This window comes from Allobosea sp., assembly GCF_051860145.1.
Classification (GTDB): Bacteria; Pseudomonadota; Alphaproteobacteria; order Rhizobiales; family Beijerinckiaceae; genus Allobosea.
The window spans coordinates 1-13,524 of sequence record NZ_JBHYEM010000032.1; the positions used below are offsets into that span (position 1 = coordinate 1).

The window sequence follows — 13,524 nt, forward strand, 5'->3', positions numbered from 1 at the left end:
TCCTCCTCGCCGACCGAGAAGGCGACGACCGGGATGTCGGTCGCCTTGATGCCCTGGTTGCCGAGCTCCTTGTAGAACGGCACGTTGGCGTCGCCGTTGATGGTCGAGACCACGGCCGTCTTCTTGCCGGCCGAGCCGAACTTCTTGATGTCGGAGACGATGGTCTGCCAGTCGGAATGGCCGAAGGGCGTGTAGTTGATCAGGATGTCCTCCTTCTTGACGCCCTTGGCGAGAAGGTAGGCTTCCAGGATCTTGTTGGTCGTGCGCGGATAGACATAGTCGGTGCCGGCGAGCACCCAGCGCTCGACCTTCTCCTCCTTGGCGAGATAGTCGACGGCCGGGATCGCCTGCTGGTTCGGCGCGGCGCCGGTATAGAACACGTTGCGCTCGCTCTCCTCGCCCTCGTACTGGACCGGATAGAACAGGATCGAGTTCAGCTCCTTGAACACCGGCAGCACCGACTTGCGCGACACGGACGTCCAGCAGCCGAACACGGCCGAGACCTTCTCCTTGGCGATCAGCTCGCGTGCCTTCTCGGCGAAGAGCGGCCAGTTCGAGGCGGGATCGACGACGACGGCCTCGAGCTTCTTGCCGAGCACGCCGCCCTTCTCGTTCTGCTCCTCGATGAGCATGAGCATGACGTCCTTCAGCGTCGTCTCCGAGATCGCCATCGTCCCGGAAAGCGAGTGAAGGATGCCGACCTTGATGGTCTCCTGCGCGCTCGCGGGCAGGAAGGAACCGAGCAATGTGGCGCCGGCCAGTGCGGCGCCCAGAATGACGCGACGTGTCTGTTTCACGGAAATTGTCCCCTCGAGCGACCTGCTTGACCGGGCCCTTCTTCACGAGGGCCGGCGGGCCTCCCCGGCCCGTCGCAAAAGGTTCGCAAGCGACGTGCCAACCGGCTCGAGCCGGGCGCTGGCGCGCGCAAAGCTCTGTCTCGTCACGCATTTTGGAGGCATTTCCTGCGGGCGATACTGCATTGCACGCAAGGATGCTGCATCTGCGATATTTCTGATCAATCGCTAGGCAGATTTCGTGCTCAGTTTTGAGGCATGCCGCTTCGAGTGGCGATTTTCCGCGTCCGCGCCGCGATTCCGCGAGAGGAGCACAGCGCTATTTTTGTCATTTACGTAGCCCTGAGAATCGCCCTAGCCTCTGTCTTGTCGGTAACAACTGAAAGGAGGTGATCCAGTGTCTCATTGTCATCAACCGCTGGTGCAAGGCGGGCGGACCTGGACTCATTCCCTGCGGGGGTCTTGTTCCGCGTGAGTTTTCGCGCCTTTGGGTCCGGTTCGCCGGACCGCGGTTCGACAATGGAAGGGCTGCCCGCGAGGGCAGCCCTTCTCATTTCGGGAACCTGCTGCGCGAGCCCGGTTCTGGCGCCCGCGTCCGGGACATGGCAGAATCTCAGCGTGTCTATCGTATCCCATTCCGACCAGATGAGTTTCGCCCGTGCCGTCGCCCGCGCCTGAGCCCAGCCGCGAGGCGATCCTCGATTTCGTCGAGTCGGAGCGCACCGCCGGCCGCGAGGTCGGCCGCCGCGAGATCGCCAAGGCCTTCGGCCTGTCGGCCGGCGGCAAGATCTGGCTGAAGCGCCTGCTCAAGGAACTCGCCGAAGAGGGCGAGATCGGCGGCGACGGCAAGGAGCGCCCGGTCCATCCGCGCGGCGCCCTGCCTCCGGTCCTGCTCTGCGAGATCAAGACGCGCGACCGCGACGGCGACCTCGCCGCCATTCCGCTCGAATGGAACGAGGCCGACGAAGGCGCGCCACCCCGGATCCTGATCGAGCGTCCGCGCGAGGTCCGCTCGCGCAAGAGCGCCGGCCCGGCGCCGGGTGTCGGCGACCAGGTCCTGCTCAAGCTGACCCGGCTCAGGGGGATCGACGGCTATCCCTATTCCGGGCGCGTTCTCAAGGTCATGGGCAAGGGCAAGGCGCAGGTGCTCGGCATCTTCCGCGCCCTGCCCGACGGCTCGGGCCGCCTCGTCCCGGTCGACAAGAAGGCACAGGGGCGCGAGGCACTGATCCCGAAGGGCCAGACCGGCGAGGCGCAGGATGGCGACCTCGTCTCGGTCTCGCTCAGGCGCGAGAGCCGTTTCGGCCCGCCGGAGGCGCGCGTGCGCGAGCGGCTCGGCTCGCTCAAATCCGAGCGCGCCGTCAGCCTGATCGCGATCCATGCCCACGGCATCCCCAACGAATTCTCCCCCGCTACCCTCGCCGAGGCGGAAGCCGCGCGCCCGGCCACCGTCAAGGGCCGCGAGGACTGGCGCGCGCTGCCGCTGATCACCATCGACCCCGCCGACGCCAAGGACCATGACGACGCGGTCCATGCCGCGCCCGACGATGATCCGGCCAATGAAGGCGGCTATGTCGTCACCGTCGCCATCGCCGATGTCTCATCCTATGTCCGGCCCGGCTCGGCGCTCGACCGCGAGGCGCTGGAACGCGGCAACTCGGTCTATTTCCCCGACCGGGTCGTGCCGATGCTGCCGGAGCGGATTTCGAACGATCTCTGCTCGCTGCGCGGCGGCGAGGACCGGCCGGCGCTGGCGGTGCGTCTCGTCCTCAAGGCCGATGGCAGCAAGAAGAGCCACTCCTTCCACCGCATCCTGATGCGCTCGGCCGCCAAGCTCTCCTATCAGCAGACTCAAGGAGCGATCGACGGCAAGCCCGACGAGACCACCGGGCCGATCCGCGAGAGCATCCTGATGCCGCTCTGGGCCGCCTATGGCGTCGCCTCCCGCGCCCGCGACCAGCGCCAGCCGCTCGATCTCGACCTGCCCGAGCGCAAGCTCGTGCTGACCCCCGACGGCAAGGTCGAGCGCGTGATCACGCCCGACCGTCTCGCCGCGCACCGGCTGATCGAGGAGTTCATGATCCTCGCCAATGTCGCGGCGGCCGAGACGCTGGAGAAGGCGGGCAGCCCGCTGATCTATCGCTGCCATGACGAGCCGTCGCTCGAGAAGATGCGGGCGCTCGGTGAGGTCCTGGCCTCGATCGGCATCAAGCTGCCGAAGGACGGTGCGCTCCGGCCCGTGCTGTTCAACCGCATCCTCGCCATGATCAAGGGCTCGGAAAACGAGCTCTTCCTCAACGAGGTCATCCTGCGCACCCAGGCCCAGGCCGAATATGTCGCCGAGAATTACGGGCATTTCGGCCTCAACCTGCGCCGCTACGCCCATTTCACCTCACCGATCCGGCGCTATGCCGACCTCGTCGTGCATCGCGGCCTGATCTCTGCCCTGAAGCTCGGCGATGACGGCCTGCCCCGATCGACCACGCTCGCCGAGCTGCGCGAGGTCTCGACCCGGATCTCCGCGGCCGAACGCCGCGCCATGGCGGCCGAGCGCGAGACCACCGACCGGCTGATCGCCCATTTCCTCGCCGACCAGATCGGCGCCAGCTTCGATGGGCGCATCGGCGGGGTGAACCGCGCCGGCCTGTTCGTGAAGCTCGACGGCACCGGTGCCGACGGCTTCATCCCCGCCTCGACGCTCGGCGCCGACTATTATCGCTATGACGAGGCCGCCCATGCGATGATCGGCGAGCGCAGCGGCGAAAGCTGGCGCCTGGGCGACCGGGTCCATGTCAAGCTTGTCGAGGCGGCGCCGGTCGCCGGCGCCCTGCGCTTCGAGTTGCTCTCGGAGGGCAGGCATGTGACACCGGGCCGCTCTGGCAAAAAACCGTCGCGACCACCATTGTCCGGCCGCGCGAAGAGCAAGGCGCCCTTCGGCAAGGCGGGCAGGACCAAGCCCGGCAAGAGGCGATGATGTCGGTTCAAGTTCACTCTTCCATCGATGGCACGGCTGAGCGCGACTGGCGCCTGGCCATCGGCCGCGGCCTCATGGGCCGCTGCCCGCATTGCGGCGAGGGTCGGCTGTTTCGCGCCTTCCTGAAGCCGGTCGACAGCTGCGAGGCCTGCGGCGAGGCGCTGCATCACCAGCGCGCCGACGACCTGCCGCCCTATATCGTCATCACCATCGTCGGCCACATCATCGTCGGCGGGCTGCTGATGGCCGAGAAATATGCCGAATGGCCGATGTGGCTGCACATGTCGATCTGGCTGCCGCTGACCGTGATCCTCTCCCTCCTCCTGATGCAGCCGGTCAAGGGCGGCGTCATCGGGCTGCAATGGGCGATGCGGATGCACGGCTTCAGCGGCGAGCCCGCAAGGCCCGAGCGTCAGCCGGGCGCGTCCGTGGCGCCGCGCCCGTGAACGACAATGCCGTCATCCTGACCCAGGCCGAGCGGACCCGGGTCGCCGTCAATGTCCGGCCGCATGACGCGGCGACGATGCTGATTCTCGACCGCAGCGCGGCGCAGCCGCGCGTGCTGATGGGCAAGCGCCATCCCGGGCACAAGTTCATGCCCGGCAAGTTCGTGTTTCCGGGCGGCCGCGTCGATGCCGGCGACCGGCGCATGGTGGCGACCGGCACCCTGCCCCAGATCTGCGAGGACCGGCTCTCGGCGCGTTGCGTGCGCCCAAGCCCGTCGAAGGCCCGGGCGCTGGCGCTGGCCGCCATTCGCGAGACTTACGAGGAAACCGGCCTGCTCTTCGGCTCGGCCGAGTTCGGGGTCCCGGAGAACCCGCCGGAAGGCACCTGGGCCGAATTCGCCGGCCACGGCGTCTATCCGGATCTCGGCGCCGTCACCTTCGTGGCACGCGCCATCACACCGCCGCGGCGTCCCAAGCGCTTCGACACCCGCTTCTTCGTGGTCGACTACAGCGCCGTCGCCGGCAAGGTCGAAGGCGTGACGGGTCCGGATTCCGAACTGATCGAGCTTGTCTGGGTCAGTTTCGAGGAGGCGAGGCAGCTCGACCTGCCGACCATCACCAAGGTCATCATCCAGGAGGTCGAGGCGAGGCTTGACGCGGGATTCGGCCCGCATCTGCCGGTGCCCTATTTCTGGGAGAAGAACCTGCGCTTCGTGCGCGAGGAGCTTTAGCGCCGCTGGGCCGGCCCTGGCGTAAGGATGCGTCCGGCCGGTCATTCTTTCTTGACTTCACCGCTTGGTTGCGGCATCTCCCCGGTATCGGTTTGCCGGGTCGCCCCGGCCATTTTCTTTTATGAGGGCCAGACCGCGGCCCCCCAGGCTCGAGGATCACCCCCATGGCCAAGGCCGTGACCATCAAGATCAAGCTGCTGTCGACGGCGGATACCGGCTTCTTCTACGTGACGAAGAAGAACTCCCGCACGATGACGGAGAAGATGTCGAAGAAGAAATACGACCCGGTCGCGCGCAAGCACGTCGAGTTCAAGGAAGCCAAGATCAAGTGATCCTGGCCGATCCTTCGGCATAGGCAAGACTTCGAAAGACCGCCCCTTCCGGGCGGTTTTTCTTTTGGCCCGCTTCGCCCGTGCTCAGAATGTCGGCCTGGGCACGAACAGGCAGAACGGCTTCTGCGACGGTGCGATCACGCTGCCGGTCAGCGTCCCGCCACGTCGACAGATGTGGTAGCGGCCGTCCAGGGACGCCCGCGTCGCGCTTTCGGGAACATAGACCCCGTCATGGGTCAGATAGCCGCCCGGCACGATGCGGGGATCGGGTTCACGCGCGTCGACGTCCAGCCCCATCGGCCAGCAGTCCCGGTCGCTGCAACAATCATACGGGTACCAACTATGCGCTTGGACAAGCCCTCCGCCCGGCAAGAACGCCGCGAGGCAGAGCGCCAATGCGATGCTACGCATGGGTCGCTCCCGGTTCGAGGATGTCAGGCCAGCCTCTTCTCATCCGCAACGAGCCGGATGCGAATCGTCATCAGATTATCACGAAGCGCCTCCCCCGGGGATAATTGCGCTGCAGCGCAGCAATCCTGTGGCGCGCCCGCGATCCCGGATCGTGTTATGATGCGCGAAAGGGGACTGGCAGCAGCCGGGCAAATGCGTAGGCATGGGGACTTGCCGTAAGGGGCGGTGACCCCCATTTGCGACGCCGGTTTGATCCGGTCGCGTTTCGGGGGATTTCGTTTGACCAATGGCGACAAGAATGCCGAGCGGCACCCGCCGCCGCATAATCCGCTGCGCGGCTTCCTCAAGCTGCTCGTCGAACTCGATTCATCGCGCTTCGCGCTGAGCCGGGTCAAGGCAGCGCTGCTGCTGATCGGCTTGCTCGTGGTTTTCGGGCTGATCGGCTACGCCCTGCCGGCCTGGCTCTCGCGCTACTTCTGACGAAGAGCCGGAAAGGCGATGTGGCCGGCCGACGACGGTTCTGATGAGGCCAGATATCCCGCTGCCGACCGGCCGAGCCCTTCGGTTTCCCAGGAGATGCGGCGGACCTGAGCACCCGAGGGGCGTTTCGGGCAACCCATGATGGGCTGCGCTGGAAACGACCCTACAAGCCCGCCTTTCGATTGCAATTGAATCAGATCGATTCACCAATATTCATCGACGCTTAACCTTACCTGGAAAGGTTTACGCACGTGGTTTACGCAGCGCTGGCGACGATGACGCGGTTCCTGCCGCTTTCCTTGGCCCGGTAGAGCGCATCGTCGGCTCGCTTCGTCATCTCGGCGGGCGACGGATCGCCGGCGCGACGACTGGCGACACCGATCGAAACGGTGATCGAGATCGCCTGGGTGTTGCGATAGATGGCGAAGGGCTCGGCCTCGACCTTCTCACGGATCCGCTCGGCCACGGCGAAGGCGGCCTCGAGCGTCGTGTCGGGCAACACCACCACGACCTCCTCCCCGCCCATCCGGGCGACGAGATCGATGCCGCGCGTGCAGGCGCGCACCCGGTCCGCGAATTCGCGCAGCACCTCGTCGCCGGCATCATGGCCCCAGGTGTCGTTGACCGCCTTGAAGCGGTCGACATCGAGCAGGAGCATGGCCAGGGCGCGGGCGCGCAGCACCGATTCGTCGAACAGCGTCGTCATGCGGCTGTCGAGATAGCGCCGGTTATGCAGGCCGGTGAGCTGGTCCATCACCGCCATTTCCATCGAGGACTGCACGCTGTCGCGCAGCCGCTCGGTGAAGCGCTTGCGGCGCACCTGCGTGCGCACGCGCGCCAGCAACTCGTTGCGGTCGACGGGGCGAACCAGGAAATCATGCGCGCCGATCTCGAGCCCGCGCAGGATGCGACCGCGATCCTCCGCCTCACCCAGCATCAGCACCGAGACATTGCGTGTCCGCTCCAGCGAACGCAGCTGGCTGCACAGTCGCAGGCCATCGTGATCCTTGAGATCGAGGCTGACGAGAATCGCCTCGAAATCGCCTTCCGCCGCCTTGACCAGCGCCTGGTGCGGATCGGCCTCGACCTCGACGCTGTGGAAGGCCGAGAGCGCGTTCGACAGGCGCTCCGCCGCGGTCGGCCGGTCCTCGATCAGCAGGATGCGGCCATTCAGTCCCGATTCGGACGCTGCAGCCGCCAGCGGGTCGGCGATGCCGAGGCGTCGCGAGGCCATCGCGCGGTTGCGCAATTCGTCGGTCACCGATTTCAGCCGCACCAGGCTGCGCACCCGGGCGAACAGCGCGGTATCGTCGAGCGGCTTGGTCAGGAAATCGTCGGCGCCGGCATCGAGCCCCTTGAGCCTGTCGCTTGGCTGGTCGAGCGCGGTGACCATCACCACCGGGATATGGGCGGTCGTCGGGCCGTTCTTCAGGCGGCGGCAAACCTCGAAACCGTTCATGCCCGGCATCATCACGTCGAGCAGGACGATATCGGCCTCGCCGCGCTCGCAGATCGCCAGCGCGTCGAGCCCGTTCAGCGCCGTCACGACCCCGAAATACTCGGCCGACAGCTTCGCTTCGAGCAGCTTCACATTCGTTATGATGTCGTCGACGACAAGGACACGCGCTGACATGGCGATGCTTTCGTGTCCTCAGGCCGCGCCGGCATAGGCGCGAACGGTCTCCAGGAATTTGGCGACCGAAATCGGCTTCGAGAGATAGGCCTCGCAGCCGCCCTCGCGGATCCGCTCCTCGTCGCCCTTCATCGCGAAGGCCGTGACGGCGATGACCGGGATCGACTTGAGCGCGTCGTCCTCCTTGATCCATTTCGTCACCTCCAGCCCCGAGACCTCGGGCAGCTGGATGTCCATCAGGATCAGGTCGGGATGATGCGTCCGGGCCAGTTCGATGGCCTCGATGCCGTCGGCCGTCTTGAGCGTGGCATAGCCATGCGCTTCGAGAAGGTCGTTGAAGAGCTTCATGTTGAGCTCGTTGTCTTCGACGATAAGAACCGTCTTAGTCATGCCGCCCCCTCGTCCGCGCGCTCCGGAAAGGGCCGGCTCAATCCGGACTTTCCAAGCCGACGGCTCCGTTCGATGATCACGCTAGCACGCGACCCATTGACGAAACGCAAACCTGATCCGCCACCTGGACACGAATAATCGCCATGCCACGCCTGATCGCTTCTCCCGACGCCGAGACCCTCGCCTTGCGCGCGCTCGGCTTCCTCGCCGCGGAACCTGCACGAATCGAGCCGTTTCTGGCCGCTACCGGCGTCGGCCCCGACACATTGCGGGCAGCGGCCCGCGAACCGGGCTTTCTGGTCGCGGTCCTCGATCATCTCCGCGGCAACGAATCGTTGCTGCTGGAGTTTGCCGGAAATTTAAGCCTGAATCCGGAAATGATTGGGCAGGCGCGTGAAACCCTCGCCGGCCCGCCGCCCGGTGACCCTTGAACGACCCAGACCATAAACGCCCAGGCCAGAGAGCGCTGTGCCGCGACTGCCTCGCCGACCATGACGGCGGGGACGCACTGCTGCGCCGCTGCGCCGCCTGCGGCTCGCCGCGCCTGATCAGCCATCCCGAACGCGATACGCTCAGCCTCGCCCATATCGACTGCGACGCCTTCTATGCCGCGATCGAGAAGCGCGACGACCCTTCCCTGCTCGACAAGCCGGTGATCATCGGCGGCCGCAAGCGCGGTGTCGTCTCGACCGCCTGCTACATCGCGCGCACCTATGGCGTGCGCTCGGCAATGCCGATGTTCAAGGCGCTGAAGGCCTGCCCCGACGCCGTGGTGGTCAGGCCCGACATGGCGAAATATGTCGCGGTCGGGCGCGAGGTCCGGCAAATGATGCGGGAGCTCACGCCCCTGGTCGAGCCGCTCTCGATCGACGAGGCCTTTCTCGACCTCTCAGGCACGGAGCGGCTGCATCATGCCAGCCCCGCGGTCACGCTCGCGCGCTTCGCCAGGCGGATCGAGACCGAGATCGGCATCACGATTTCCGTCGGGCTCTCCTACGCAAAGTTCCTCGCCAAGGTCGCCTCGGACCTCGACAAGCCGCGCGGCTTCTCGATCATCGGGCGCGGCGAGGCGATCGCCTTCCTCGCCGACAAGCCGGTCAGCCTGATCCCGGGCATCGGACAGGCCAGCGCCGCCAAGCTGGCGGAAGCCGGCTTCCGCCTGATCGGAGATTTGCGCGAGGCGCCGGTCGAGGCGCTGTTCCGCCTCGCCGGAAAGGACGGGCCGCGGCTGAAGAACCTGGCGAACGGCATCGACGCGCGCAAGGTCACGCCGGACCACGAGACCAAGAGCGTCTCGAGCGAGACCACGCTCGATGTCGACCTCTCGCGTTTCGACGAGCTCGAGCCGATCCTCTGGCGGCTTTGCGAGAAAACCTCGAAACGCTTGAAGGCTCAGGAGCTTGCGGGCCGGACCATCACCCTGAAGCTGAAGACGGCGGAGTTCCACTCGATCACGCGCGCGAGCCGCCTGCCGGAGCCGACCCAACTCGCCGGGCGCCTCTTCGCCGCCGGGCGCGAGCTGCTGAAGCGCGAATGCACCGGCCAGCGCTATCGGCTGATCGGCATCGGCGCCAGCGATTTCAGCCCGCCATCGGAAGCCGACCATGGCGACCTCGCCGATGTCGCGACGCCGCGGCTGAAGGCCATGGAGGGCGCGCTCGACAAGCTGCGCGCCCGCTACGGCGATGCCGCGATCGGCAAGGGCCTGAGCCTGCGCGCGCCGGAGCGGCCGCGCTCGGAGCCCGGCGCTATTTCGCGCAACCCTGCTGCGGCAGAAGATCCAGACGCGTGAGCGTGCCGCGCAGCGCGAAGCTGCCATAATCCATCCGGACCATGCCGGTGACGCCGTTCTCGTAGAGCTCGAACGAGATCGTATAGGTCGGCGTGACCTCGCCGGAGCCGACCTTGAAATAGGAGACGGTGACCGGCCAGCGCGCCAGCTTCTCGAATTCCGGCCGCTTCAGCGGCGTCTCGGCCGGCGGCCCCTCGATGCGCTTGCCGATGACCGAGAGCGTGTCATAAACCTCCTTGCCGCTATTGGCCCCGTCATAGAGCCGCACGTTGAGCGTGCTCTGGCCGGCGCGGGCGGCCTCGATCACGGCTTTCATCTGCGCATTGGGGAAGAGCGCGTCACCGGCCTCGTGATGCGTCTCGGCCTTGGGCGCGGTCAGCTTGACGTCATAGCCCTTGGCGCCGGACTTCTTGGCGGTGCCGTCGACGATCTCGGCCGGCGCCCCGGCCACCGAGCTCTCGGTCTTGAACCGGTAGCTCTCGCCGTCGCCCGCCTCGAAGCTCGTGGTGCGGGCGTCGATGGTGCGCGGGCCGCCTTCGCTGCTGGTGAGCTGCGTCACCTGCCGGAACGAGAGCGCATAGCCTTCGCAGGCGTCGCCGGTGAAATCGAAGGCGATGCGCCCGCGCGCGGCCTCGACATTCTTGGCCGGCTTGCCGTCGTCGAGCACGAGGTCGTAGACGGCGCGATGCGGCACGAGGATGACGCGATTTCCCGCCTTCGCCGGCTGCCCGAGCGCGGCGCCGGGCAAAGCCGTCAGCAGGAGCGCCGCCGCCCCCGCCGATCCCACGAGACCGAAACCGAATCTGACCATGCGCTCGTCATCCTGCTGCATCTGACTGTGAATCTAGTGCAATGCGGCAATGGCACAAACAAGGCGGGAGCCGCGGCAAAAGCGGGGCGGCGCAACCCTGCCGAGCCTGTGCCAAGCTTGCGGGCGATCCGGCCATCGGCCATGAAGGGCTCGCACCGTTGCGAAACCTAGCGCGGCGCGCCATTTGCCGTTGTGAACCCGCATTTCCGCCGATCGAGAGCCGGAGCCTGACCGATGAGCGAAATCGAAGCCAACCTGAAAACCCTTGGCATCACCCTGCCCGCTCCGGCCGCTCCGGTGGCGAATTACGTGCCCTATGTCATCACCGGCAACCTCTTGGTGATCTCCGGCCAGATCTGCTTCGGCCTCGACGGCAAGCTCGACGACAAGCACAAGGGCAAGCTCGGCGCCGAGATCTTCAACGAGGCCGGGCTCGAGGCGGCGCGGCTTTGCGGGATCAACGTCCTCGCCCAGGCCAAGGCCGCGCTCGGCGGCGATCTGGAGCGCATCCGCCGCTGCGTGCGGCTCGGCGGCTTCATCAATGCGACCCCGCATTTCTCGGCGCTTCCGGCGATCATGAACGGCGCCTCCGACCTGATGGTCCAGGTGCTCGGCGAGCGCGGCCGCCATGCCCGCTCGACCGTTGGCGTCGCCGAATTGCCGGCCGACGCGGCCGTCGAGGTCGAGGCGATGTTCGAGATCGCCTGATGGCCGCGTGCCCCTCCCTCGCCTGGCTGGTGGCGCGGCCGATCGCGCATCGCGGCCTGCATGACGCGGCTGCCGGGCTGATCGAGAACAGCCTGTCGGCCGCCGACGCCGCCATCGCCGGTGGCTTCGGCATCGAATGCGACGTCCAGCTCAGCGCCGACGGCGAGGCGATGGTCTTTCACGATTTCGTGCTCGACCGGCTCACCGGCGAGACGGGCAACCTGAACGCCAGGACGGCGGACGCCCTTGCCGGCATCGCCCTGAAGGGCAGCGGCGACACGATCCCGACGCTTCCGGCCTTTCTCGACCGGATTGCCGGCCGCGTGCCGCTGGTGATCGAGATCAAGAGCCGCTTCGACGGCGATCTTGCGCTGACGCGCCGCGCCGCCGCGATCGTCACCGAGCGGGCCCGCCAGCCGATCGTGTTCAAGTCCTTTGATCCGCTGGTCGTCACGGCCCTGCGCGATCTCGCTCCGGCGATCCCGCGCGGCATCGTCGCGATGAACGACTACGACCGCTATCCGGACTACGCCCATCTCGATGCCGCCGAGAAGCACGCCCTCGCCAACCTGCTGCATTTCGAGGAGAGCCGGCCGGACTTCCTCTCCTGGAAAGTCGCCGACCTGCCGAGCGCGGCGCCGTTCCTTTGCCGCAAGGCGCTGGGATTGCCGCTGATGAGCTGGACGGTGCGCACTCCCGAGGAGCGCAACAAGGCCGCCCGTCACGCGGACCAGATGGTCTTCGAGGGTTTTCGTCCTTGAGCGTCACCCGCGACCGCAGCGACCTGAGGGTCCGGGTCGCAACCTCATTGAAGGCCGTGCCGGCAGCGGCCTGGGACGCCTGCGCCAATCCCCAGGCCAGGCCGGCAGGCGCCATTGCCGTCGCACCTGAATCAGCCTGCGAAGCAGCGGATTCATTATCTGAGCTCAACAGGGACAACCCCTTCGTTTCGCACGCTTTTCTGCGTGCGCTGGAGGAGAGCGGATGTGTCGGCGGGCGCAGCGGCTGGTCGCCCGCCTATCTCCTGGTCGAGGATGGCGAGGACCGGCTGCTCGCCGCAGCGCCGAGCTTCGTCAAGGGCCACAGCCAGGGCGAATATGTCTTCGACCATGGCTGGGCCGACGCCTATGAACGGGCCGGCGGGCGCTACTACCCCAAGATCCAGGTCGCCGCGCCCTTCACCCCGGCAACCGGGCCGCGCCTGCTGGTCGCGGACGGGTCGCGCGCCGACGAGGCGCGCGCCGGGCTGATCGCGGGACTGGAGGCGCTGCGCGACCAGGTCCGCGCCTCATCCATCCATGTCACCTTCGCGCAGGAGCCGGACCTCGGGGCCTTGACCGCCGCCGGCTATCTCGAACGGCACGACCTGCAGTTCCATTGGCAGAATGAGGGTTTCGCCAGCTATGACGAGTTCCTCGCCACCCTCGCCTCGCGCAAGCGCAAGGCGCTGAAGCGCGAGCGGCGCGAGGCGCTCTCCGCCGGGATCACTGTCGAGGTTCTGAGCGGCGCAAAGCTGACGGAAGCCGTCTGGGACGATTTCCACGCCTTCTACGAGGATACCGGCTCGCGCAAATGGGGCCGGCCCTATCTGAACCGCCGCTTCTTCTCGGCCATCGGCCAGGCGATGGGCGAGCGCATCGTGCTCGTGATGGCGCGCCGCGCCGGCCGCTATATCGCCGGCGCCATCAATTTTCGCGGCCGCAATATGCTTTACGGCCGCAACTGGGGCTGCATCGAGGACCATCCCTTCCTGCATTTCGAGCTCTGCTACCATCAGGCCATCGACTACGCGATCGCCCATGGTCTCGCCCGCGTCGAGGCCGGCGCGCAGGGCGAGCACAAGATTGCGCGCGGCTACCGCCCGGTCGTCACCCGCTCGGCCCATTACCTCGCCGATCCGGGATTGCGCCGGGCCGTCGCGGCCTATCTGGACAGCGAACGCATGCACATCGCTCAGGCGCAGCAGGAGCTTGCAGCCGAAAGCCCGTTCCGCAAGGGTGGCGAGGCCTGACGCAACCGACC

15 protein-coding genes are annotated in these 13,524 nt (G+C 66.8%); 10 read left to right on the forward strand and 5 right to left on the reverse strand.

Annotated elements, in window-relative coordinates; genetic code table 11:
* The coding region (locus ACTIF2_RS26235; protein ID WP_439500124.1) for a transporter substrate-binding protein at window positions 1-803 on the reverse strand (803 nt) is incomplete at its 3' end.
* Window positions 804-1,452: 649 nt separating this feature from the next.
* Here ACTIF2_RS26235 and rnr point away from each other — a divergent pair.
* The 4 genes from rnr to rpmG all read left to right on the forward strand — a co-directional run bounded on the left by rnr (window position 1,453) and on the right by rpmG (window position 5,277).
* Window positions 1,453-3,768, forward strand: coding sequence for a ribonuclease R (gene rnr / locus ACTIF2_RS26240; RefSeq protein ID WP_439500084.1), 2,316 nt, complete (start codon window positions 1,453-1,455; stop codon window positions 3,766-3,768).
* Window positions 3,768-4,214 carry a DUF983 domain-containing protein gene (locus ACTIF2_RS26245; protein ID WP_439500085.1) on the forward strand — a complete coding sequence of 149 codons (447 nt, stop codon included), beginning with the start codon at window positions 3,768-3,770 and terminating at the stop codon, window positions 4,212-4,214. The genes rnr and ACTIF2_RS26245 overlap by 1 nt, the downstream gene beginning before the upstream one ends.
* Window positions 4,211-4,945 carry an NUDIX hydrolase gene (locus ACTIF2_RS26250; protein ID WP_439500086.1) on the forward strand — a complete coding sequence of 245 codons (735 nt, stop codon included), beginning with the start codon at window positions 4,211-4,213 and terminating at the stop codon, window positions 4,943-4,945. Before ACTIF2_RS26245 ends, ACTIF2_RS26250 begins: the two co-directional genes overlap by 4 nt.
* 164 nt (window positions 4,946-5,109) lie before the next feature.
* Window positions 5,110-5,277: a 50S ribosomal protein L33 gene (gene rpmG, locus ACTIF2_RS26255; RefSeq protein WP_439500087.1), complete on the forward strand. Its 168-nt coding sequence runs from the start codon at window positions 5,110-5,112 to the stop codon at window positions 5,275-5,277.
* Between the two features lie 84 nt (window positions 5,278-5,361).
* On the opposite strand, the gene ACTIF2_RS26260 is transcribed toward rpmG, so the two are convergent.
* On the reverse strand, window positions 5,362-5,574 hold the full coding sequence (locus tag ACTIF2_RS26260) for a hypothetical protein (protein WP_439500088.1): 213 nt from the start codon (window positions 5,572-5,574) through the stop codon (window positions 5,362-5,364).
* A gap of 393 nt (window positions 5,575-5,967) precedes the next feature.
* On the opposite strand from ACTIF2_RS26260, the gene ACTIF2_RS26265 reads away from it, so the two are divergent.
* On the forward strand, window positions 5,968-6,168 hold the full coding sequence (locus tag ACTIF2_RS26265; protein ID WP_439500089.1) for a hypothetical protein: 201 nt from the start codon (window positions 5,968-5,970) through the stop codon (window positions 6,166-6,168).
* A gap of 256 nt (window positions 6,169-6,424) precedes the next feature.
* On the opposite strand, the gene ACTIF2_RS26270 is transcribed toward ACTIF2_RS26265, so the two are convergent.
* Window positions 6,425-7,801, reverse strand: coding sequence for a PleD family two-component system response regulator (locus ACTIF2_RS26270; protein ID WP_439500090.1), 1,377 nt, complete (start codon window positions 7,799-7,801; stop codon window positions 6,425-6,427).
* Between the two features lie 18 nt (window positions 7,802-7,819).
* The gene (locus tag ACTIF2_RS26275) at window positions 7,820-8,191 is read right to left on the reverse strand and encodes a response regulator (RefSeq protein WP_439500091.1); all 372 of its coding nucleotides are present in this window, start codon (window positions 8,189-8,191) and stop codon (window positions 7,820-7,822) included.
* 143 nt (window positions 8,192-8,334) lie between these two features.
* Here ACTIF2_RS26275 and ACTIF2_RS26280 point away from each other — a divergent pair, with 143 nt between their 5' ends.
* Together ACTIF2_RS26280 and ACTIF2_RS26285 are read left to right on the forward strand one after the other, a co-directional pair.
* Window positions 8,335-8,622: a DUF3572 domain-containing protein gene (locus ACTIF2_RS26280; RefSeq protein ID WP_439500092.1), complete on the forward strand. Its 288-nt coding sequence runs from the start codon at window positions 8,335-8,337 to the stop codon at window positions 8,620-8,622.
* On the forward strand, window positions 8,619-9,983 hold the full coding sequence (locus ACTIF2_RS26285) for a DNA polymerase IV (RefSeq protein WP_439500093.1): 1,365 nt from the start codon (window positions 8,619-8,621) through the stop codon (window positions 9,981-9,983). The genes ACTIF2_RS26280 and ACTIF2_RS26285 overlap by 4 nt, the downstream gene beginning before the upstream one ends.
* Here the strand turns inward: ACTIF2_RS26285 and ACTIF2_RS26290 are convergent.
* Window positions 9,940-10,794 carry a cell envelope integrity EipB family protein gene (locus ACTIF2_RS26290; protein WP_439500094.1) on the reverse strand — a complete coding sequence of 285 codons (855 nt, stop codon included), beginning with the start codon at window positions 10,792-10,794 and terminating at the stop codon, window positions 9,940-9,942. The two genes, ACTIF2_RS26285 and ACTIF2_RS26290, sit on opposite strands and share 44 nt — an antisense overlap.
* Before the next feature lie 234 nt (window positions 10,795-11,028).
* Here ACTIF2_RS26290 and ACTIF2_RS26295 point away from each other — a divergent pair, with 234 nt between their 5' ends.
* Genes ACTIF2_RS26295 through ACTIF2_RS26305 form a run of 3 tightly spaced genes read left to right on the forward strand, consistent with a single transcriptional unit; the run spans window position 11,029 to window position 13,513 of the window.
* Window positions 11,029-11,502 (forward strand): RidA family protein, encoded by a 474-nt coding sequence (locus ACTIF2_RS26295; RefSeq protein WP_439500095.1) that lies wholly within the window; start codon window positions 11,029-11,031, stop codon window positions 11,500-11,502.
* A complete protein-coding gene (locus ACTIF2_RS26300; protein ID WP_439500096.1) occupies window positions 11,502-12,263 on the forward strand; it encodes a glycerophosphodiester phosphodiesterase family protein in 762 nt (253 codons plus the stop codon). Before ACTIF2_RS26295 ends, ACTIF2_RS26300 begins: the two co-directional genes overlap by 1 nt.
* The gene (locus ACTIF2_RS26305) at window positions 12,260-13,513 is read left to right on the forward strand and encodes a GNAT family N-acetyltransferase (protein ID WP_439500097.1); all 1,254 of its coding nucleotides are present in this window, start codon (window positions 12,260-12,262) and stop codon (window positions 13,511-13,513) included. The genes ACTIF2_RS26300 and ACTIF2_RS26305 overlap by 4 nt, the downstream gene beginning before the upstream one ends.
* The last annotated feature ends 11 nt before the right edge of the window (window positions 13,514-13,524 follow it).